Annotated in this window: 16 protein-coding genes; 8 read left to right on the top strand and 8 right to left on the bottom strand. The window is 74.0% G+C overall.

The window, feature by feature from the left end; genetic code table 11:
• Positions 1-40 precede the first annotated feature (40 nt).
• The gene (locus ACFCY1_RS29450) at positions 41-1,228 is read left to right on the top strand and encodes a MarP family serine protease (protein WP_049652148.1); all 1,188 of its coding nucleotides are present in this window, start codon (positions 41-43) and stop codon (positions 1,226-1,228) included.
• A 153-nt stretch (positions 1,229-1,381) separates the two neighbouring features.
• Positions 1,382-2,083: a metal-dependent hydrolase gene (locus tag ACFCY1_RS29445; RefSeq protein WP_049652147.1), complete on the top strand. Its 702-nt coding sequence runs from the start codon at positions 1,382-1,384 to the stop codon at positions 2,081-2,083.
• A 103-nt stretch (positions 2,084-2,186) separates the two neighbouring features.
• Here ACFCY1_RS29445 and ACFCY1_RS29440 read toward each other — a convergent pair whose 3' ends face one another.
• The 7 genes from ACFCY1_RS29440 to ACFCY1_RS29410 all read right to left on the bottom strand — a co-directional run bounded on the left by ACFCY1_RS29440 (position 2,187) and on the right by ACFCY1_RS29410 (position 12,595).
• Positions 2,187-2,387 (bottom strand): hypothetical protein, encoded by a 201-nt coding sequence (locus tag ACFCY1_RS29440; RefSeq protein WP_049652146.1) that lies wholly within the window; start codon positions 2,385-2,387, stop codon positions 2,187-2,189.
• Between the two features lie 231 nt (positions 2,388-2,618).
• On the bottom strand, positions 2,619-3,710 hold the full coding sequence (locus ACFCY1_RS29435; protein WP_049652145.1) for an alpha/beta fold hydrolase: 1,092 nt from the start codon (positions 3,708-3,710) through the stop codon (positions 2,619-2,621).
• 193 nt (positions 3,711-3,903) lie between these two features.
• Positions 3,904-4,380, bottom strand: coding sequence for a phage holin family protein (locus ACFCY1_RS29430; RefSeq protein ID WP_049652144.1), 477 nt, complete (start codon positions 4,378-4,380; stop codon positions 3,904-3,906).
• Between the two features lie 249 nt (positions 4,381-4,629).
• Complete coding sequence (nhaA, locus tag ACFCY1_RS29425) at positions 4,630-6,036, bottom strand: Na+/H+ antiporter NhaA (RefSeq protein WP_375876584.1); 1,407 nt, start codon at positions 6,034-6,036, stop codon at positions 4,630-4,632.
• 442 nt (positions 6,037-6,478) lie between these two features.
• Positions 6,479-8,437, bottom strand: a complete 1,959-nt coding sequence (gene acs / locus ACFCY1_RS29420; RefSeq protein WP_375876583.1) for an acetate--CoA ligase — start codon at positions 8,435-8,437, stop codon at positions 6,479-6,481.
• A 264-nt stretch (positions 8,438-8,701) separates the two neighbouring features.
• Entirely contained in the window at positions 8,702-11,134 is a 2,433-nt protein-coding gene (locus tag ACFCY1_RS29415) for a SulP family inorganic anion transporter (RefSeq protein ID WP_375876581.1), read from the bottom strand.
• A 453-nt stretch (positions 11,135-11,587) separates the two neighbouring features.
• The gene (locus tag ACFCY1_RS29410) at positions 11,588-12,595 is read right to left on the bottom strand and encodes an ATP-binding protein (RefSeq protein WP_375876579.1); all 1,008 of its coding nucleotides are present in this window, start codon (positions 12,593-12,595) and stop codon (positions 11,588-11,590) included.
• A gap of 216 nt (positions 12,596-12,811) precedes the next feature.
• Between ACFCY1_RS29410 and ACFCY1_RS29405 the strand changes: the two genes are divergently transcribed.
• A complete protein-coding gene (locus ACFCY1_RS29405) occupies positions 12,812-13,702 on the top strand; it encodes an oxidoreductase (protein WP_375876578.1) in 891 nt (296 codons plus the stop codon).
• Positions 13,703-14,083: 381 nt separating this feature from the next.
• Here the strand turns inward: ACFCY1_RS29405 and ACFCY1_RS29400 are convergent, their stop codons facing one another.
• On the bottom strand, positions 14,084-14,881 hold the full coding sequence (locus ACFCY1_RS29400) for an HAD family phosphatase (RefSeq protein ID WP_049660070.1): 798 nt from the start codon (positions 14,879-14,881) through the stop codon (positions 14,084-14,086).
• A gap of 839 nt (positions 14,882-15,720) precedes the next feature.
• Here ACFCY1_RS29400 and ssd point away from each other — a divergent pair.
• From ssd to ACFCY1_RS29375, 5 genes are all read left to right on the top strand, one after another.
• The gene (gene ssd / locus ACFCY1_RS29395) at positions 15,721-16,845 is read left to right on the top strand and encodes a septum site-determining protein Ssd (protein ID WP_375876576.1); all 1,125 of its coding nucleotides are present in this window, start codon (positions 15,721-15,723) and stop codon (positions 16,843-16,845) included.
• Positions 16,845-18,182: a TadA family conjugal transfer-associated ATPase gene (locus ACFCY1_RS29390; protein ID WP_079271966.1), complete on the top strand. Its 1,338-nt coding sequence runs from the start codon at positions 16,845-16,847 to the stop codon at positions 18,180-18,182. Before ssd ends, ACFCY1_RS29390 begins: the two co-directional genes overlap by 1 nt.
• A 151-nt stretch (positions 18,183-18,333) precedes the next feature.
• Entirely contained in the window at positions 18,334-19,368 is a 1,035-nt protein-coding gene (locus ACFCY1_RS29385; RefSeq protein ID WP_375876589.1) for a type II secretion system F family protein, read from the top strand.
• Positions 19,369-19,520: 152 nt separating this feature from the next.
• Complete coding sequence (locus tag ACFCY1_RS29380; RefSeq protein ID WP_375876575.1) at positions 19,521-20,141, top strand: type II secretion system F family protein; 621 nt, start codon at positions 19,521-19,523, stop codon at positions 20,139-20,141.
• A 53-nt stretch (positions 20,142-20,194) separates the two neighbouring features.
• The gene (locus ACFCY1_RS29375; protein ID WP_079271963.1) at positions 20,195-20,488 is read left to right on the top strand and encodes a DUF4244 domain-containing protein; all 294 of its coding nucleotides are present in this window, start codon (positions 20,195-20,197) and stop codon (positions 20,486-20,488) included.
• Positions 20,489-20,569 lie beyond the last annotated feature (81 nt).

Genomic DNA, 20,569 nt, shown 5'->3' with positions numbered 1-20,569 from the left:
GCCGGCGCGTCCGGCGCGCGGGCCGTGGGAGGGTGTCCGAGTGAACGTCCTGGATGTGCTGCTGATCGCCGCGGCCGTGGCATTCGCCGTGTCGGGCTACCGGCAGGGCTTCGTGGTCGGCGTGCTCTCACTGGTCGGCTTCCTCGGCGGCGGCCTGCTCGCCGTCGAGCTGCTGCCGCTGCTGCTGCTCGACCACATCGGCCCCGGCACGACGGCCTCGGTGGTGGCCGTGGTGGTGGTGATCGTCCTCGCCGCGATCGGCCAGGCGGTCACCGCGCACTTCGGCTGGAAGCTGCGCGGGCACATCGGCCGCCGCCCGGCCCGGGTGCTGGACGCGAGCGGCGGCGCGGTGGTGAACGTCGTCTCGATGCTGCTGGTGGCCTGGCTGATCGGTTCGGCGCTGGCCGGGGCGTCGCTCCCGACGGTCTCCAAGCAGGTCCGGTCCTCGGCGGTCCTCGGCGGGGTGCAGAACGCGCTGCCCGACGACGCGCCGAACTGGTTCTCGGACTTCTCCAAGGTGCTCGCCCGCAACGGCTTCCCGCAGGTCTTCAACCCCTTCGAGCACGAGCCGATCACCCAGGTCGACAGCCCCGACCCCGCGCTGGCCGGCAGCCCGGCGGTGGCGCGGGCCCGGCAGAGCCTGGTCAAGGTGGTCGGCACGGCGACCTCCTGCGGCAAGACCCTGGAGGGCAGCGGCTTCGTCTTCGCCCCGCACCGGGTGATGACCAACGCCCACGTGGTCGGCGGGGTCAACGAGCCGACCGTGCAGATCGGCGGCGTCGGCCAGCTGTACGACGCGACGGTGGTCCGCTACGACTGGCAGCGCGACATCGCCGTCCTGGACGTGCCCAAGCTGAACGCGCCCCCGCTGGCCTTCGCGGGCGAGGCCAGGACCAACGACAGCGCGATCGTGGCCGGCTTCCCGGAGAACGGCGCCTTCAACGTCCAGCCGGCCCGCATCCGCGGCCGGATCCAGGCCAACGGCCCGGACATCTACCACCGCGGCCAGGTGGTCCGCGACGTCTACTCGGTGCGTTCGCTGGTCCGGCAGGGCAACAGCGGCGGACCGCTGCTCACCCCGGACGGCGAGGTGTACGGCGTGGTCTTCGCCAAGTCCTTGGACAGCGCGGACACCGGCTACGTGCTGACCGCGGCCGAGGTGCGCGAGGACGCCGTGCAGGGCGGCGCCGCGACCGCCCGGGTGGACACCCAGGGCTGCGCGCTCTGACCGGGGGGCCGGAGCCCGGGGAGTCGCGCCGGGCCGGAGCGGCCGATATCCGTCGCTCCGTCAGACGGCACTGGTAGCCTCGGCCGCGCTCACCCGTTCGGCTCAACCGGGCGCCGTCCCGGGGTGGGCCCGACAGGAGGTCGTGGCAGTCCGATGATGGGTCACTCGCACGCGGTGAGCGGGGCGATGCTGTACGCGGCCTCGGCCCCCTTCCTGCCCCCGCTGCTGCTGCACACCACCCTGCAGCCCGCGGACATACTGATGGGCACGGTGCTGTGCGCGGGCGCGGCCCTGCTGCCGGACCTCGACCACCACGACGGCTCGATCGCCAACTTCCTCGGTCCGGTCTCCAAGATGCTCTGCCGCTTCGTGGCCTGGATCTCCGGCGGCCACCGGCACGCCACCCACTCGCTGCTGTTCGTCGCGCTGATGGGCGCCGGCACCTGGGCCGGGGTCACCTACCTGGGCCGCTACTTCACCCTCGGGCTGACCTTCTTCCTGCTGGCGCTCGCCATCCGGGCGCTGCGGCTCTGCCCGCCGGGCGACGGCCCGGAGGCGTGGATCACCGTCATCGGCCTGGCCGCGCTCGGCACCTTCGGGATGAACACCTGGATGCCCAACTCGCCCGGCTGGCTGCCGTACGCGGTGGCCCTGGGCACGCTGGCGCACCTGCTCGGCGACTGCCTGACCAAGAAGGGCGCGCCGCTGCTCTGGCCGCACAAGGAGCGCTACGAGGTCGTGCTGATCAAGCGCAGCGGCAACAGCGTCGAGACCAAGGTGCTGGTGCCGATCATGTCGGTGGCGACCTTCGTCCTGCTCTGGTTCACCGCGCTGTCGCCGACGATCGTGAACTGAGGCGACGGTGTCTGTGACGACGGTGAACTGAACGGGCCTGTCGGGCCCGCCGGGCGCTTCCGGCGCCCGGCGCACCGGCCGACGGTGGACGCGGCGCGAGGCCTCAGGTCTCGCGCCGCAGTCGTGCGCCCACCCAGCGGGCGCGCCGGCCGAGGATGCGGGGGATGCCGAGCTGCCGCCGCTCCGTGCGCTGACGGCCGTCGGGGCCGTCGAAACCGAGGTCGTCCGCCCGGTCGGGCCGGTGGGCGGAGCGCTGGGGGCTGTTGTGACGTCGGCCGCGCGGGGCGCCGCCGCTTTCGGGCATCCAACTCATACCGGAAGGGATGCCCCTGGGCCGGTGGAGGTAACCGCCCGGGCCTCGCCGAAATTGGCCTATGCGGTTGTCATATGAGCGTAAAGATAGGGGAGTTGGGGCCGAGAGCCCGCCCCGTGGACCGCACGTACGGCCGCGTCCCCGCCCGGTGCGGCCGTGCCCCCCGTTCCGTACGGCCGTGCCCCCGGTTCGTGCGGCCGCACCGGGCGGGACCGTACCGGGTCACTCCTTGTGGCGGCCGATCCAGTCCAGCAGCTCGGCGGTGAACTCCTCCGGCGCCTCCTCGTGCGGGAAGTGCCCGACCCCTGGCAGCAGCCGCCAGCGGTACGGCGCCGCGACGTACTCGCCGCCGCCGAGCGCGGTGTGCGACAGCAGCACCGGGTCCGCGGCGCCCTGGACGTGCAGGGTCGGCGCGGTGATCGGCTTCTTCATCCGCCGGGCGAACTGGATGCCGTCCGGCCGGGCCATCGAGCGCAGCAGCCAGCGGTACGGCTCGATCGAGCAGTGGGCGGTGCTGGGGATCTGGATCGCCTGCCGGTACGCGTGCAGCGCGGCCTCGTCCAGGCCGTTCGGACCGGTCCAGGAGGTCAGGTAGCGGCCGACCAGCTCGGCGTCGTCGGCCACCAGGCGGCGTTCCGGTATCCACGGCCGCTGGAAGCCCAGCACGTGGTCGAAGGCGGCGAACTGCCGGCGGTCGGTCAGCAGCGCGCGGCGCAGGTCCCGCGGGTGCGCGGCGGAGACCACGGTGAGGCTCTGGATGACGGACGGCCGCATCACCGCCGCCACCCAGGCCAGGGTGCCGCCGGAGGCGTGCCCGACCAGGTGCGCCCGGCGCTCGCCGAGCGAGCGGATCACCCCGGTGATGTCCAGGGCGAGGTTGCCAGGGTCGTACCCCCGCGGGGTGCGGTCGCTGCCGCCTATGCCGCGCAGGTCGAGCGCCACCGCCCGGTAGCCGGCCTCGGCGAGCGCGGTCAGCTGGTGGCGCCAGGCCCACCAGTACTCGGGCCAGCCGTGCACCAGCAGCACCAGCGGGCCGGAGCCCAGCTCGGCGATGTGGAAGCGGGCGCCGTTGGCCGCGAGGTCGCGGTGCGTCCACGGGCCGGGCTGCCGGACGTTCCAGGCCTCGCCGCTCTCCGCCGAGGTCCCGGCGGAGAGCGGACTGTTGTCCTCGGGGCCGGTGTCCTCGGAGGCGGCGCCGGGGCCGCCGGGGCCTTCGGGGCCTTCGGGAGTGAGCCCGGCGCCGGAGTCAGGACCGGAGTCGGGGCCGGAGTCGGCGGACGGCTGCGCGGGCACGGGCGTCTGGTCAAGCGGCATACCGAGAGCGTGTCACATCCGCGCGTCGGACACGTGCCCGGCACTCGTTGTCGGCCGGTCCGGCGCCCGTCGACGCGGCGCCGTCCGCCCCTTGCTGTTGCCCTGCTGCCCTGGCGTCGTCCTGCCGCGGCCCCGGCGGCGCCTGGTCGGTGACGGGACGCCGGTTATGGGGCGCCGGTTGCCGGGCGCCGGTTTACGGGATGCGGCCGAAGGCCCGGTCGATCTCCTCCTGGGTGGCCGGGCGCGGCCGGGCGTTCTTCAGCACGTCGGCGGTCTTCTGGGCGCCCTCGATGGTGCGCACCGGCTTCTCGATCTTCTTGAACGAGCGCCAGGCCAGCATCCCGAGCAGCACCGCGAGCAGCAGGTAGGCGCCCGCCACGATCAGGAAGGACCAGCCCAGCGACAGGCCCAGCGCGTGGATGCCGAAGGCCGCCGCGGCGCTCAGCATCGGGATGGAGAACAGCGCCACCACGCCGGCGACGATCAGCGAGACGCCGCCCGAGACGCCGCGCTTGACGTCCGCCCGGATCTCGGACTTGGCGAGCGCGATCTCGTCGTGGACCAGCGCGGACAGGTCGGCGGTGGCCGCCGCGAACAGCTGCCCCACCGAACGCTCGCCCTCGTAGGGCGCCCGGCCGTTGCTGGACGGGTCTGCGGCTCCTGCGGGCATCAGCGGTTCTCCTCTGCGGCTGTACGGCGTGACGCCGCCGCGGGTGTGCGGTTCCGGGGGCCGGTGGGGGGTCCGGAGGCGTCTGTGGGTTGTCGACAGCTCAGAATCATGCCCCTACCGGTCAGTCGGACACCACTCCGGGGCCCCGCCGGAGGGACGTGTCCCGGCGGCCGGGGCGCTCCGGAGGCCTCCCGGAGGGGTTTGCGGGGCGCTTTTCCGGAGGGGTTCTCCAGGGGGCTCCCAGGTGCCTCAGCCGGGCTGGCCGGGCCGGTCCCGGGGGTCGGGGGAGGGGGCCTGCCCCTCGTCGCTCGTCGGGCGGGCCGTCTCGCCGACCCGTGCCCGCCAGGCCGGGTCGTCCTCCTGGTAGACGTCCGGGACACCGTCCCCGTCCAGGTCCCGGTCCTCCTCCTCGCACAGCTCGCGGTAGTGCCGGTTGCGCAGCTTCAGCAGGACCGTGGCGACCGCCGCGGCGAGCACCGAGCCGACCAGCACGGCCGTCTTGGCCCGGGCGGCGAGCGCCGGGTCGTCCGGGAAGGCCAGCTCGCTGATCAGCAGCGAGACGGTGAAACCTATGCCCGCGAGCACCGAGACCGCGACCATGTCGGCCCACTTGAGCCGCGGGTTCAGCTCGGCCCTGGTGAACCGGGCGGTCAGCCAGGCGCCGCCCAGCACGCCCACCGACTTGCCGACCAGCAGACCGATCACGATGCCGAGCGGTGCGGCCTGGGTGAACACCTCGCGCAGCTTCGGACCGGAGACGGCCACGCCGGCCGAGAACAGGGCGAACACCGGGACGGCCAGGCCGGCCGAGAACGGGCGGACCAGGTGCTCGATGTGCTCGCCGGGGGAGTGCTGCTCGTCGCCCTCCCGGTGACAGCGCAGCATCAGGCCCATCGCGACGCCCGCCACCGTGGCGTGGATGCCGCTCTCGTGCATCAGCGCCCAGTTCACGACGGCCAGCGGCACGAAGAGGTACCAGCCGTGGACGCCGCGCCGGTGCAGGAACCAGAACAGCACCAGCCCGGCGAAGGCGAGGCCGAGCGCCCAGAACTTGATGCCGTGGCTGTAGAAGATCGCGATGATCAGGATCGCGATCAGGTCGTCGACGACCGCCAGGGTGAGCAGGAAGGCGCGCAGCGCGGACGGCAGGTGGCTGCCGACCACGGCCAGCACGCCGAGCGCGAAGGCGATGTCGGTGGCGGTCGGGATCGCCCAGCCGCCGGGGTGCCCGCCGGGGCCGGAGTTCACCAGGGCGAAGAGGATCGCGGGCAGCGCCACCCCGCAGACGGCGGCGACCACGGGCAGCAGCGCGGCACTGGGCGTGCGCAGCTCACCCGCGACGAACTCGCGCTTGAGCTCGATCCCGGCGACGAAGAAGAAGATCGCCAGCAGGCCGTCCTTGGCCCAGGTGGCCAGGGAGAGGTCGAGGTGGAGCGGGGCGGAGGGGCCGACGGTGTAGTCGAGCACGCTCTGGTAGGCCTGCGGCCAGACGTTGGCCCAGATCAGCGCGATGACGGCGGCGCCCAGCAGCAGCATGCCGCCGACCGTCTCGGTGCGCAGGGCGTCGGTGATGAAGGTGCGCTCGGGCAGTGACAGCCGGCCGAGGAACTGCCGGCGGCGGTTCGTCGGCTCGTGGACGGGCGGCTGGTCGGTCACGGGGACCTCCTGGGGCTGGGAGCGGCAACGGATGCACGGGTGGTGCAGTTGCCGACCAGACTTCCCGGCGCGCCCTGTGACGCCCGCGACTCCCGTCAGGGATCTTGATGCGTCCTTAATAGTCTAGCGGGACGTTTGGGTGACATCCGGATTGTCCTATCCAAGGACTTAAGCCCTACGGGCCGGTTCTGCACTCCGGAGGAGCAGCGACCCGGCACCCGAACGGCCGCTCTGTACCCGAACGGGTGCGGAAGCGGCGGTTGACGGAACGACCGGCGGAACGACCGGCGAGACGGCCGACGAGACGGTTGTCGTACGGCTGACGAAACGGATGGCGAAACGGCTGTGCCCCGGACGGTGATCACCGTCCGGGGCACAGCCGTTGTCTCAGTGGGTCAGCCGTCGCGGACCCGGAGGGTCAGCGGCCGCCGGCCCGGTGGGCTCAGCCGTTGCCGTTGTCCGAGGACGGCAGCTGGGCCTGGATCTGGCTCATCACCGTGCTGTCCGCCAGGGTGGTGGTGTCACCGACCTCGCGGCCCTCGGCGATGTCGCGCAGCAGGCGGCGCATGATCTTGCCGGAGCGGGTCTTCGGCAGCTCGCCGACCACCTTGATCTGCTTCGGCTTGGCGATCGGGCCGAGCGTGCGGCCGACGTGGGCCCGCAGCTCCTCGACCAGCTCGGGGCTCTCGGTGGCACCGCCGCGCAGGATCACGAAGGCGACGATGGCCTGGCCGGTGGTGGCGTCGGTCGCGCCGACCACGGCGGACTCGGCCACGGACGGGTGGCCGACCAGGGCCGACTCGACCTCGGTGGTCGAGATGTTGTGGCCCGAGACGAGCATGACGTCGTCCACCCGGCCGAGCAGCCAGATGTCCCCGTCCTCGTCCTTCTTGGCGCCGTCACCGGCGAAGTAGCGGCCCTCGAAGCGCGACCAGTAGGTGTCGATGTAGCGCTGGTCGTCGCCCCAGATGGTGCGCAGCATGGACGGCCACGGCTCGGTGAGCACCAGGTAGCCGCCGGAGCCGTTCGACACCTCGGCGGCGTTGTCGTCCACCACGGTGGCCGCGATGCCCGGCAGGGCGCGCTGGGCCGAGCCCGGCTTGGTCTCGGTGACGCCCGGCAGCGGGCTGATCATGATGGCGCCCGTCTCGGTCTGCCACCAGGTGTCCACGATCGGACACGTGCCGCCGCCGATGTGCTCCCGGTACCAGATCCAGGCCTCGGGGTTGATCGGCTCGCCGACGCTGCCCAGCACCCGCAGCGAGGACAGGTCGAACTTCGCGGGGATGTCGTCGCCCCACTTCATGAAGGTGCGGATCGCGGTCGGCGCGGTGTAGAGGATGGTCACGCCGTACTTCTGGACGATCTCCCAGAACCGGCCCTGGTGCGGGGTGTCCGGGGTGCCCTCGTAGATGACCTGGGTGGCGCCGTTGGAGAGCGGCCCGTAGACGATGTACGAGTGGCCGGTGACCCAGCCGATGTCGGCGGTGCACCAGTAGACGTCGGTCTCCGGCTTGAGGTCGAAGACCGCGTGGTGGGTGTAGCTGGCCTGGGTGAGGTAGCCGCCCGAGGTGTGCAGGATGCCCTTGGGCTTACCGGTGGTGCCCGAGGTGTAGAGGATGAACAGCGGGTGCTCGGCGTCGTGCGCCTCGGGGGTGTGCTCGGTGGACTGGCGCGCGGTGATCTCGTGCCACCAGACGTCGCGGCCCTCGGTCCATGGGATGTCCTGCCCGGTGCGGCGGACCACCAGGACGTGCTCGACGCCGTCGACCTTGGTGAGCGCCTCGTCGATGGCCGGCTTGAGGGCGGAGGGCTTGCCGCGCCGGTAGCCGCCGTCGGCGGTGATGACGAGCTTGGCCTCGGCGTCCTGGATGCGGGAGGCGACGGCGTCGGAGGAGAAGCCGCCGAAGACCACCGAGTGGGTGGCGCCGATCCGGGCACAGGCGAGCATCGCGACGACCGCCTCGGCGATCATCGGCAGGTAGACGGCGACCCGGTCGCCCTTGCGGACGCCGAGCTCCAGCAGCGCGTTCGCGGCCTGCGAGACCTCGTCCTTGAGCTGGGCGTACGTGATCGAACGGCCGTCGCCGGGCTCGCCCTCGAAGTGGATGGCGACCCGGTCGCCCAGGCCGTTCTCCACGTGGCGGTCGACGCAGTTGTACGCGACATTGAGCTTGCCGTCGGCGAACCACTTGGCGAAGGGAGGGTTGGACCAGTCGAGGGTCTCGGTCGGCTCGACGGCCCAGGTGAGGCGACGGGCCTGCTCGGCCCAGAAGCCCAGACGGTCCTCGGAGGCCTGCGCGTACGCGGCCACGGTGACGTTGGCGGCGGCGGCGAGCTCTGCCGGAGGGGCGAAGCGCCGCTCCTCCTTGAGCAGGTTGGCCAGGCTCTCGTTGCTCAACGCGCACTCCTCATCGAGTCATGATCGGGGGCGATCCCGTGCGTGGGGATTGTCCCGTGTGTCCCAGCGCACAGCTCACCAGGCGAACGGGGCAGTTGACAAGAGGCTCCTGTGAATTGGTGTAGACCTTTGACCGACGGCCGGGCGGCGGCCGACCGGCGACCGGCCGGCCTCGCGTCCGGTCCGCCGCGGAGGACCGGACGGCCGTTCGGGGGTGGGTGGGCCCGTGCCCCGGCCCGCCCGGCGGGGACACGGACCCGGCTCTCAGGCGGCCAGCCGGGGGCCCTCCTCGCCGCCCTCGACCGGAACCCGATCATCCTCCCTCACCCGTTCGGCCGATGCTGTGTTCGGCCGGACATCGGGGCCGGTTCCGATGGGGGCCTCGGTGTGGTGTTCGATTCCGTTCGCGTCCTTCCCGGTGCGGGCCTCGACCGGGCTGAACGTCCCGGCGGCCCGGTCGAGGACGTAGGCCTGGGCCGTCGCGAGGTCGAAGTACATCCCGACCAGCCGCAGGGTGCCCTCCTCGACCCGGCGCTCCACCGCCGGGTTGGCCAGCAACTGGTCCAGCTGCTGGACCACGTTGGTGATGCAGAGCTGCTCCACGACGTCCACCGCGGGCCGGGCGGCGAACTCCGCCGGGACCCGTCGGAGCCGGTCCAGCGAGCCGCGGCCGTTGCGCAGCCAGCGGGTCAGCGGGGTGGGCGGACCGGGGCGCTCGTGCACGCCGTCCAGCAGGGCCTGCATCGCGCCGCAGCCGGAGTGGCCGCAGACCGTGATCGAGCGCACCTCCAGCACCTCGACCGCGTACTGCACCGCGGCGGCCACCGAGTCGTCCGCCGCGCCGGGTTCGTGCGGGGCCGGCACCAGGTTGCCCACGTTCCGCACGGTGAACAGGTCCCCCGGACCGCTGTTGGTGATCATGCTGGTGACCATCCGGGAGTCCGCGCAGGTCAGGAAGAGCTGGGAGGGCGTCTGCCCCTCGCGCGCCAGCCGGGCGAGTTCCGGCCGGACCAGCGGGGCGGTGTGCAGCTGGAACACCCGGACGCCGTCCAGCAGTCGGCCGTGCGGGTCCTCCTGCTGCTCGATGCAGTGGTGGCCGACCCAGGGCGTCCAGGCCCGGCAGCGGTGCGGGCCCGGTGAACTGCCCGCACGCACGGTGCCGTCCGGGTCGAGCACCTCGTCGTCCTGGCGGCGCGTCACCATCGAGACCAGGCCGCCCGCCTCCTGGTGCCCGGCCCGCCAGGTGTGCAGCGTCTCGTACGCGGCGTGGTCCAGGAAGGAGCCGTCGTGGACCATGGTGACCTCGGCCCCGGCCGGGATGCCGGCCAGTGCCCGACCGAGCCGGGGCACGGTGGTGAAGGTGAGCGGGCCGTGCGTCCGGACGGTGACCGCGCCCCCGGGGCCGGTCTCCACGTCCACATGGGCGCGGGTCAGCCGGTAGAGGGCGAGCAGGACGGCGGTGCCGGCGCCGATCGCGACGCCCCACAGCACGCCGGCGGCCACCACACCGAGCACGGTGATCAGGTAGACCGGGAACTCGCGGTGCCGGTGCACCTTGCGGATGTGCGCGAAGCTCACCATCTGCAGCCCGACCACCAGCACCAGCGCGGCGAGCGCGGCCAGGGGGATCCGGCGCAGTCCGCCGGTCAGCGCCAGCGCGGCGGCCAGCACCCAGACGCCGTGCAGCACCGAGGCCCACCTGGTCTGGCCGCCGGCCCGCACGTTGGCGGTGCTGCGCACCGCGCCCCCGGCGACCGGCAGCCCGCCGACCAGTCCGCTCACCAGGTTGGCGAGGCCCTGCCCGCGCAGTTCGCGGTCGAGGTCGCCGGTGCGGCGGGACATCCGGTCGGTCGCGACGGCGGACAGCAGCGACTCCACGCTGGCTACGGCGGTGACGGTGAGGACGGCGGCGAGCAGCCCGAGGACCGGGCCGTGCGGCAGCGCGGGCAGGAGTGCCTGCGGCCGCCAGGCGGGCAGCTCGATGTGGGCGAGCCGCAGGTCCAGGGCGAACACGAGGGCGGTGGCCAGTGCGACCCCGGCCAGCGGGCCGGGGACCCTGGCCAGCCGGGCGCCGAACTCGCCCGCTCGGCCGGGCAGTCGGCCGAGCCGGGGCCAGCCGACCAGGACGGCCACGGTCACCGCGCCGGCCAGCAGCGCGGGTGGGTGCGGGCCGGCCAACTGGCCGGGAAGGGCCAGGACGTCGGCGATCGCGGAGCTCTGCGGCGAGCCGCCGAGGACGACGTGCAGCTGCGCGATGGCGATGGTGATCCCGACCCCCGCCAGCATGCCGTGCACGATCGCGGGCGAGACGGCGAGCGCGGTCCGGGCCACCCGGCGTGCGCCGAGCAGGAGTTGGAGCAGTCCGGCGGCGACGGTGATGGCGCAGGTGGCCCGCCAGCCGTACTGGGCGATCAGTCCGGCGGTGATCACCGTCAGCGCCGCCGAGGGGCCACTGACCTGGAGCGGTGTGCCGCCGAACAGCCCGACCACGATGCCGCCCACGGCCGCGGCGGCCAGACCGGCGGTGAGCGGGGCGCCGGTGGCGAGCGCGATGCCGAGGGAGAACGGCACGGCGATCAGGAAGACCACGAGGGACGCGGAGAGGTCCTGGGCCCACCGGATGCGGGGGCCCGCGCCCGGCGGCGCGTGGTCGGTGGTGTCGGAGGCGATGGGGGCGCTGGAGATGTCGAGGGTCATTGTCTTCCCGTCTGTCCGGGGGAGCGAACGCAGTCAGGTCCGGCGGTGAATCCGGGGTGGGGCTCCGGGGCGGATCGGCTGTCGTGGGCGCGACGGTGTGGCGGGATGGCGTGGGCGCGGCGGGGGAGTGCGGGTGTCACCGGCCGGCGTTGACCATCAGGCCCGCCAGGGCTTCGGGCGAGGTGCGGGACGTCTCACCGGGGGCCGCCGGGCGAACCATCAAGACTCGGTAAACCGAGGGTAATGAAAGCTTTGCACAGCGTGGTTCCGGGAGGGAAGCGGAAAACCCCCTGATTCACCCCAATGGGTGGTGGCCTAACGGTCGGGAATCTGCTGGTCGCAGCGGTCGTGGCTCCCGTCCGCCGGGGTCGGCTCCGGGGCCGGGCGCGGCGAACGGGCCGCGACCTCCCGGAGCGGGGGAGGTCGCGGCCCGTTCGGCGGCGGTGGTGGGGGTCAGGCGCGGGCGCCTGCCGGCGCGGTGCGCGTGTCGCCGTCCGCGAACCCGCCCAGGACGAAGTCCTCGTCCACCTGGGTCGCGAGGTCGATGCCGACCTTGGAGTTGGCCCAACTCTCCGCGTTGCGGCGGTGGAAGAGCACCGCCTGCTCGGTGTAGCGGCGCGCGTCCCGCCTCCCGTACGCCGCGTCGGCCTCGATCCGCAGCTCCTCCAGCACGGCCCGGTCGGCCGTCTCCAGGGACTTCAGCGGCGGTTCGGCGCCCTGCTCCAGGCGGCGCACCCAGTCCGACTGCCGGAAGGTGGTGAGCAGGTCGTCGCCGACCTCGCGGCGCAGGAAGGCCAGGTCGTCCGGCCCCTGCACCTTGTTGCCGACCACCCGCAGCCGCACGCCGAAGTCGCGGGCGTAGTCCTTGTACTGGCGGTAGACGGAGACGCCCTTGCGGGTCGGTTCGGCGACCAGGAAGGTCAGGTCGAAGCGGGTGAACAGGCCGGAGGCGAAGGAGTCCGAGCCCGCGGTCATGTCGGTCACCAGGTACTCGCCCGGGCCGTCCAGCAGGTGGTTGAGCAGCAGCTCCACCGCGCCGACCTTGGAGTGGTAGCAGGCCACCCCGAGGTCCTCCTCGGTGAACGCGCCGGTCGCCAGCAGCCGGACCGAGCCCTCGTCCAGCGCGATCGGGCGGGCGCAGGCGGCGTAGACCGGGTTCTCCTCGACGATCCGCAGCAGCCGCGAACCGCGGCCGGGCGGCGTGGTTTTGATCATCTCGTCGGAGGAGCGGATGAGCGGGTTGCTGCCGCGCAGGTACTCCTTGATCTCCGGCAGGTGCCCGCCCAGTGAGGGCAGGGCGGCGGCCTGATCGTCCGTCAGGCCCAGCGCGGAGCCCAGGTGCTGGTTGATGTCGGCGTCCACGGCGACGACCGGCCGGCCCAGGGCTGCCAGGTGGCGGATGAACAGCGCGGACAGCGTGGTCTTCCCGCTGCCGCCCTTGCCGACGAAGGCGATCTTCATCTGGGGACTCCGGCTCTCGCTCAGGGCCCTCACTGCGGGCCGTCCGCCCAGGGGCCGCGCGACGCCGCCCCTAGTTGGAAATCGTTATCGTCTCCGATAGCGGCCATGCTAGCCGGGGTTTGGGTGTCGCCGGGGGCGGGAAGTGAGGATTGCCTCTAACGGGTGATGCGGGGTTGCTGTTCCGGGAGGGGCGGCCCGTTCATTACTCTCGGGTAGGTGAGCACTGGAACTGATCCCCTCGCCCCGCTGGCCCAGCTCCCCGGGGTGCCCGACGCGGTCGCCGAGGTGCGCAAGGCCGTCGACCGGCTCTACGGCCACCGGGTGATGCGTCGCCGCGCGGCCGAGGTCACCTCCGAGTCCGCGCTGCGCGGCGCCCGCGCGTCGGCGGCCCTGGCCGGGGCCGACTGGCCGCTGGAGGAGGTCCGCCGCCGCAGCGACTTCGGCGCGGACCCCGAGGCCCGGACGGTCGGCGCGGCCCTGCGGATCGCCGCCGAGGCCGGCCAGCTGCTCAGCATCTGGCGGCACTCGCCGCTCCAGGTGCTGGCCCGGCTGCACCTGCTCGCGGTCGGCGACGGCGATCCGGCCGCCGGTCGCCCGCGGCGGGCCGGGGAGGGCGCGGAGGTGTTGTTCCCGCAGGAGCTGGAGCCGGTGGAGAGCGTCGAGGTCGAGGCCGTCGACGGGCCGCCGCCCGTGCTGCCGCCCGCTCCGGGTGCGGAGGAGGTCGCGGCCCGGCTCGACCAGCTCTCCCGGCTGCTGGTGGCGCGCGCGGAGGGCCAGGGCGTGGGCACGCCGGCCCTCGTCGTGGCCTCGGTGGTGCACGGCGAACTGCTCGCGCTGCGGCCGTTCGGCGCCCATAACGGCGTGATCGCGCGGGCCGCCCAGCGGATCGTGCTGATCGCCGAGGGGCTCGACCCGAAGTCGATCTGCCCGGCCGAGGTCGGCCTGGCCGAGCTGGGCACCGCCGCCTACCGCCGAGCCCTGGCCGGCTACCTGGCGGGAACCCCCGAGGGGATGGCGGCCTGGATCGCGTACAGCGGTCGGGCGCTGCGGCTCGGGGTGCGGGAGAGCACGGCGGTCTGCGAGGCGATGCAGCGCGGGATGGTCTGAGCGCCCCGCTCGGGACGGCGCGCGCGCCCCGAGAGGGGGCGCGCGGAGACGAGGATGCGGCGGCACCTGCTCCTGCCGGGTGCCGCCGCTGGTGCAGATACCGGGTGACCATGCATGCACCGGAAGTGCCGATCAGACGGGGATCCTGCCCGTTCGTCTGGTCCGGCGGCCCGACAGCGGGTCGGCTGCATGTGGGTGCCCGGATATCTGTACGTGCGGTCCGTGGGGCCTGAACTGCGTTGTCGGTTTGACCTCTTAAGGTCCTGACCGGGTCTCGCGGGCCGTGCTTCATTTGTATCGCGTTTCGGGGGAAAGGGGAACCCGAAAAGAGAAGTCTGTCCCGATTGACCGTTTTGTCCAAGGACTGCCGGGCCGCCCGCCTCAGGCGAGGGGGCGCCTCCGGCGGGCCAGGTACCAGATCACCCCGGCGGTCACCACGGCCGTCCCGACCGCCACCGCGGTCAGCACCGAGCCGCTCGGGGCCGAGAACTCGGGCAGTCGGCGCCGCAGTTCCACCGGCTTGTCGAAGACCAGCACCGGCCACTCCCGGGCCTGCGCCTCCTTCCGCAGCGCGCGGTCCGGGTTGACCGCCGACGGGTGGCCGACCGCCTCCAGCAGCGGCAGGTCGGTGGAGGAGTCGCTGTAGGCGAAGGAGGCGGCCAGATCGTAGCCCTCGGTCGCGGCCAACTCCCGAATGGCCGCGGCCTTGTTCTCGGCGTAGGCGTAGTACTCGATCTCGCCGGTGTAGCAGCCGTCCTCGACCTGGAGCCGGGTGGCGATCACGTGGTCCGCGCCGAGCAGCCGGCCGATCGGCTCGACCACCTCGGAGCCGGAGCTGCTGACGATCACCACGTCCCGGCCGGCCGCGTGGTGCTGCTCGATCAGCGAGGCCGCCTCGTCGTAGATGATCGGGTCGATCAGGTTGTGCAGGGTCTCGGCGACGATCTCGCGGACCTGCTGGACGTTCCAGCCCCGGGTGAGCGCGGAGAGGTACTGGCGCATCTTCTCCATCTGGTCGTGGTCCGCGCCGCCGACCAGGAAGACGAACTGGGCGTACGCGCTGCGCAGTACGGCCCGACGGTTGATCAGTCCGCCCTGGTAGAAGGGGCGGCTGAAGGCCAGTGCGCTCGACTTGGCGATGATGGTCTTGTCGAGGTCGAAGAAGGCCGCGGTGCGCAGCCCGCCGGGTCGGGGGCGAACGGGCGGGCGGAGCTCTTCGGGCCCGGTGGCGTCGCCCTGGGACTCGTCGGCGTAGTCGTCGGCGTTCTCGGTGGTGTCCACGGGAACCGAGGATAGAGGGAGCCGCAAAAGACCCCGCCATTCGGCGTACTCGCGGGCGTGCGGGTTTGTGTTTCTGGCCGCTCGGGTACACCATGGAAGTCACGGATCGTTCGCGACCGTGCTAACCCGGTCCGGCTCCTCCCCCCCGAGCCGGGCTGTGGATAGACGACCCCCGCTCTCCCCCCCGGCGGGGGTCGTCGCACGTCCGGGGCCATTTTCAGGGCTTGAACGCCCCTCGCCGCGGGTGCGCCGCCGTCGTGTCGACGGCTTACAGGGGGTGTCGCCACTCCGGCCCGTCGATCGACTTTCGTCACTCTGTGTCGCCATTTGCTCATGCCCGTCGAGGATCGAACGGCTGGTTCCGATCGGTGGTGCGAGCCCGTTCGGAAGCCGTTCGGAAGCGCTGTCCGGAAGGCGGCGGGCGGAGGTCGGGAGAACGGCTGAACGGGACGGGGCGGGTCGCCGGTTCATCTCGGTGACCCCCTTTCGTCAATTCTTCGCCGAATAGCCCCCCGCCCGGGTGAACGTTTTCCTCCACAGCACACGAGTTATCCACAGGCAATCGGAACCCGGATGACGAAATCCGGATCTCCCCCCACCGTGATGACCGGCGGCGGTCGCCGGGCAGGGCCTCACCCCCTTCCTCCCTCAGAGGCCTGTCGGGCGGCCGTCCGCCGGAACCGTCCGACGTGCGCCGTCGGCCACCCCGGTGGCCGGCTGCGCGGAGGGGAGCAACCATGTCGACGCCGATCGCCGACCACATCACCGCCGAGGGCCCCGCGGTCGCCGGGCCGCTCGTCGTCACCGAGGACGAGGGCCTGGCCGAGCACCTGCTGCGGATCTGCGCGGCGGCGGGCACCGAGCCGAGGCTGGTCCGGGGCGCGCCGCCGACGCGGGACCTCTGGGAAGGGGCCTCGCTGGTCCTGGTCGGGGACGACCAGGCCGTCCGCTGCTCCGGGCTGGGGCGGCGCGGCGGAGTGCTGCTGCTCGGGCTGGACCTGGACGACCCCGGGGTGTGGGTCAGAGCCGTCCAACTCGGGGCCGAGCACGTGCTGTTCCTGCCCGACGCCGAGGCCTGGCTGCTCGACCGGATCGCCGACGCGGCCGAGGGCGTCGGCTGCCCGGCGGTCACCGTCGCGGTGCTCGGCGGGTCCGGCGGGGCCGGGGCCTCGACCCTGGCCTGCGCGCTGGCGGTCACGGCCGCGCGGGCGGGCCGGCGGACGATGCTCCTGGACGGCGATCCGCTGGGCGGGGGCCTCGACATCCTGCTCGGCGGCGAGCGGGTCAGCGGGCTGCGCTGGCCCGATCTGGCCGGCTCCCGCGGGCGGGTCAGCGGGGCCGAGCTGGCCCGGGCGCTGCCCGCGCTCAAACGGCTCTCCGCGCTGTCCTGCCTGTCCTGGGACCGCGGCGACACCCTGACGGTGCCGCCGGAGGCCATGCGCAGCGTGCTGGCCGCCTCCAGGCGGCGCGGCGGGCTGGTGGTGGTCGACGTGCCCCGGCACCTCGACGCGGCCGCCGGGCAGGCGCTGGAGCAGTCCGACCTGGCGCTCCTGGTGGTGTCGGCCGAGCTGCGCGCGGTGGCCGCCGCCGACCGGGTCGCGGCGGCGGCCCGGATGCGGCTCGGGGACGTCCGGGCCGTGGTGCGGCCGGTGCAGGCCGGCGGGCTCCCGGCCCGGCAGATCGTCCGCGGGCTGCGCTTGCCGCTGGCGGGGGAGCTGGAGCCGGAGCCGGGCCTGGCCCAGGACGTCGTGAAGGGCGTCCCGCCCGGAAGCCGGGAGGGCGGCCCGCTCGCGCGCTTCTGCGCGAGCTTCCTGACCGAGGTGCTGCCGCCGGTGCCGGTGGCCGGAGGAGGTGTGTACTGATGGTCCGTCTGCGCAGAACGGTCCTTCGGAGCGGATCGCCCGGTCCGGGCGGCGGTGCGCGGGAGCACCGGCCGCTGCGGAGCGTGCCGCCGCCCGGCGGGCCGCCGGAGCCCGGGCACGGGCCCTGTCCGTACGGTCGTACGGCCCGCGAGCAGCGGGCGGCGGCCCTGGTGGACGCGGTCCGACTGCGGCTGGCCGAGTCGGGGGCCGCCCCGACGGCAGGCTCGGTCGCGGCCGCGCTGCGGGCCACCCGCCCGCCGCTCGGCGGGGACGAGGTCCTGGACACCGTGCGCTCGCTGCGCGCCGAACTGGTGGGTGCGGGCCCGCTGGACCGGCTGCTGGCGGCGCCCGACGTCACGGACGTCCTGGTGAACGGTCCGGACGAGGTGTGGGTCGACCGTGGCGGCGGCCTGCAGCGAACCACCGGAGTCCGTTTCGCCGACGCCGAGGCGGTGCGGCGGCTGGCCCACCGGCTGGCCACGGCGGCCGGCCGGCGGCTGGACGACGCCCGCCCGTGGGTGGACGCCCGGCTGCCGGACGGCACCCGGCTGCACGCCGTACTGCCGCCGATCGCGGCCGGCTGCACGCACATCTCGCTGCGGGTCTGCCGCCCCCGGCCCTTCACGCTCGACGAGCTGGTGGCGGGTGGGTCGCTGCCACCGCAGGGTGCGGAGCTGCTCGCGGGCATCGTGCGGGCCCGGCTGTCGCTGCTCGTCTCCGGCGGGACGGGCTCGGGGAAGACCACGCTCCTGTCGGCCCTGCTCGGTCTGGTCGGGCCGGACGAGCGGATCGTGCTCGCCGAGGACTCCGCCGAGCTGCAACCGGCCCACCCGCACGTGGTCCGGTTGCAGAGCCGGCCGCCAAATCAGGAGGGGCTGGGCGAGTTCACCCTGCGGGACCTCGTCCGCCAGGCGCTGCGGATGCGTCCGGACCGGCTGGTGATCGGCGAGGTCCGCGGGCCCGAGGTGTCGGACCTGCTGGCCGCGCTGAACACGGGGCACGAAGGCGGCTGCGGCACGGTCCACGCCAACACGGCGGCGGACGTGCCGGTCCGGCTGGAGGCCCTGGGCGCGCTCGCGGGCCTCGACCGGACGGCGCTGCACGGCCAACTGCGGGCCGCGCTCGACGTGGTGGTGCACCTGGTCCGCGATCCGGGCTCGGGGCGGCGCCGGGTGGCGGAGATCCACACGCTGGCCGGGGCCGGTGACGGGTCGGCCGTGACCACGCCCGCGGTGGCCTTCCCGGCGTCCGGTGGCCTGAGCCCCGGTGCGGGGTGGGAGCGGCTGGTCGGACTGCTGGCGGCACGCGGGGTGTCGCTCGGGCGGGGGCGCCCGTGATCGCGGTGACGGTGGCCGGGCCGGTGGGCGCGGACGTGCGGGTGGTGGAAGTCGCCTTCGCCCTGTTGGTGGGCGGGTGCGCCGTGGGAGCTCTGGTGCTGCTCGGCGGCGCGGGCCGGAAAGACCGAGGTCAACGGAGGTGGGTGAAGTGATGCAGAGTCAGCTCGCGTTCTGCTGGGTGCTGGCGTTGTTCCTGGTGGCCGTCGCCGCGTGGCGTGCGGTGCAGGGGCAGTTGCCGGGCGGGCAGCGCTCCAGGCTGGTGTTGGCGGGCAGCGGGCCTCCGGTGCGGGGGCCCGGCCCGGAGATCGAGGTGCGGTTCTGGGCCAGGGGGCTGCTGCCGGGCTTCCTGGTTCCCGAACTGCTGCTCCTTCCACTGGGGTTGGCCGCCGGGCAGGCCACCGCCTCACCGGTGCCGGTGCTCGCGGCCGCGCTGGCCGTCCTGCCGCTGCGCAGGTGGCGGCTGCGGCGACGCCTGGCGGTGGAGGCCCGGCACCGGGCCGCGGCCGTGGTGGAGCTCTGCGCGGGCCTGGCAGGGGAGTTGCGCGGTGGTGCGACGCCGGAGCAGGCGCTGCACCTGGTCACCGCACGGATCGCCGCCGACCCGGAGGGGCTGCGCAGGCTCGGCGAGGAGCCGGTGGCCAGACTGGCGGCGGGCCGTTACGGCGGGGACGTACCCGCCGCGCTGCACCTGCTGGCCGAACTTCCGGGCGGCAGTGGGGCCGCGGCCGTCGCGGCCTGCTGGCGGGTGGCCGAGGGCAGCGGATCGGGGTCGGCCGATGCGCTGGATCGGGTCGCGGAGGCGCTGCGCGGCGAGCGGGCGCTCGCGGAGGAGATCGCCGGGGAACTGGCAGGACCGCGCGCGACGATCGCCGTCCTGGCCGCGCTGCCGGGCGTCGGGCTGCTCCTCGGTGCGGCGCTCGGGGCGCACCCGCTGGAGGTCCTGCTGCACACCCCGGCCGGGCTGGGCTGCCTCGTGGCGGGGGCGGTTCTGGAGGGGTTGGGCGTGCTCTGGACGGCACGCATCGTCCGGGCGGCGGCCCACGGCGCGCTGGAGGTGCCGGCTGGGTGGGGTGGGCGGTGTGCGGCCTCAGGTCGTGCGGGGCCCGCTCTTCGGCCGGGCGAGCGGAACCGCGGGCTGTCGCGGGTGCGTGCACGGGCGCTCGGGGTGGAAGCGGGGGCGAGGTGATACGGGGCATCGAGTGGGCGGCTTTCGCCCTCACGGCAGGCGTGGTTGCTGCGGGGTGGGCGTCGGTGCGCGGTCGGGTGAGACGCCGACGGGTGCTCGTCCGGGCCCGGGGTGGAGAGCGGATCGGAAGGCGAACCAGGGCTGCTGCCTTGGTGGTTGAGCGTCGCCGACGACTGGTGGTGGCGGGCGTCGCCGGGATCACGGCGGCGGTGCTGCTCGGTGGCGGCCCCGGGCTGGCCGTCGGGGTGCTGCTCGCGGTGGGCGTCCATCGCTGGTCGGCCCGGGTGCGCTCGCCGGCCGATCGCAGGGCGGCCCGCGAGGAGGAGCTGCTGACCAGGCAACTCCCGCTGGGCGCTGAGCTGTTGGCGGCCTGCCTCGGCTCGGCGGCGCTCCCCTCGGAGGCCGTGTCGGCGGTGGGTCGAAGTGTGGGGGCGCCGCTGGGGCCCCGGCTGGCGGCGATCGGGGCCGAACTGGCCCTGGGTGCACCGCCGGAGCTGTGCTGGCACCGCCTGGGCGAGCAGCACCCGTCGCTGGCGCCGCTGGCCCGCTGTCTGGAGCGCAGCAGCCTCGGTGGCGTCCCCGCCGCCGGCCCGCTGATCGGGTTGGCGCAGGGGCAGCGCACGGCGGCCGCCCGCGCGGCCCACACCCGGGTCCGCCGGGCCGCGGTGCTCGCCACCGCGCCGCTGGGGCTCTGCTTCCTCCCGGCCTTCGTCCTGATCGGCGTGGTGCCGGTGGTCGTCGGCCTCACCAGCCGCTTCGCCGAGGCGATGTGAAGGATCGTCGGCCGCATGAGCGGCCGTCGTACGTCGAGTGACAGGAGAGTTCCATGACCGCAGTGATCGCGATTCGGCCCGGTGCCGGGCGTCCGCTCCGCCCGTTGGCCGAGGAGTGGCAGCGGAGGAGCCACCGGTCGGCCCGTCGGGTGCGCTGGGCAGCCCGCCGGGTCCGCCGGGTGGCGCGACTCCGAGGCCGCTCGGACGCCGGGATGACCACGGCCGAGTACGCCGTCGGGACGCTGGGCGCGTGCGCCCTCGCGGCCGGGCTGTACAAGGTGGTGACCAGCGACGCCATCACCGGTGCGCTGACCGACATGCTGGTACGGGCGCTCCATGCGACCTGAGGCCGGCTGCCGAACTCCCGCCGGTGGGCCGCCTTCGGCCGGTGGACCCCTGGGGGCGGGCGCGCCCCGTGGGGCTGCCTC

The sequence above is a fragment of the Kitasatospora sp. NPDC056273 genome, assembly GCF_042268845.1.
Classification (GTDB): Bacteria; Actinomycetota; Actinomycetes; order Streptomycetales; family Streptomycetaceae; genus Kitasatospora.
The sequence above is the reverse complement of the archived record's forward strand: the minus strand, read 5'-3'. Positions and strand labels throughout refer to the sequence as shown.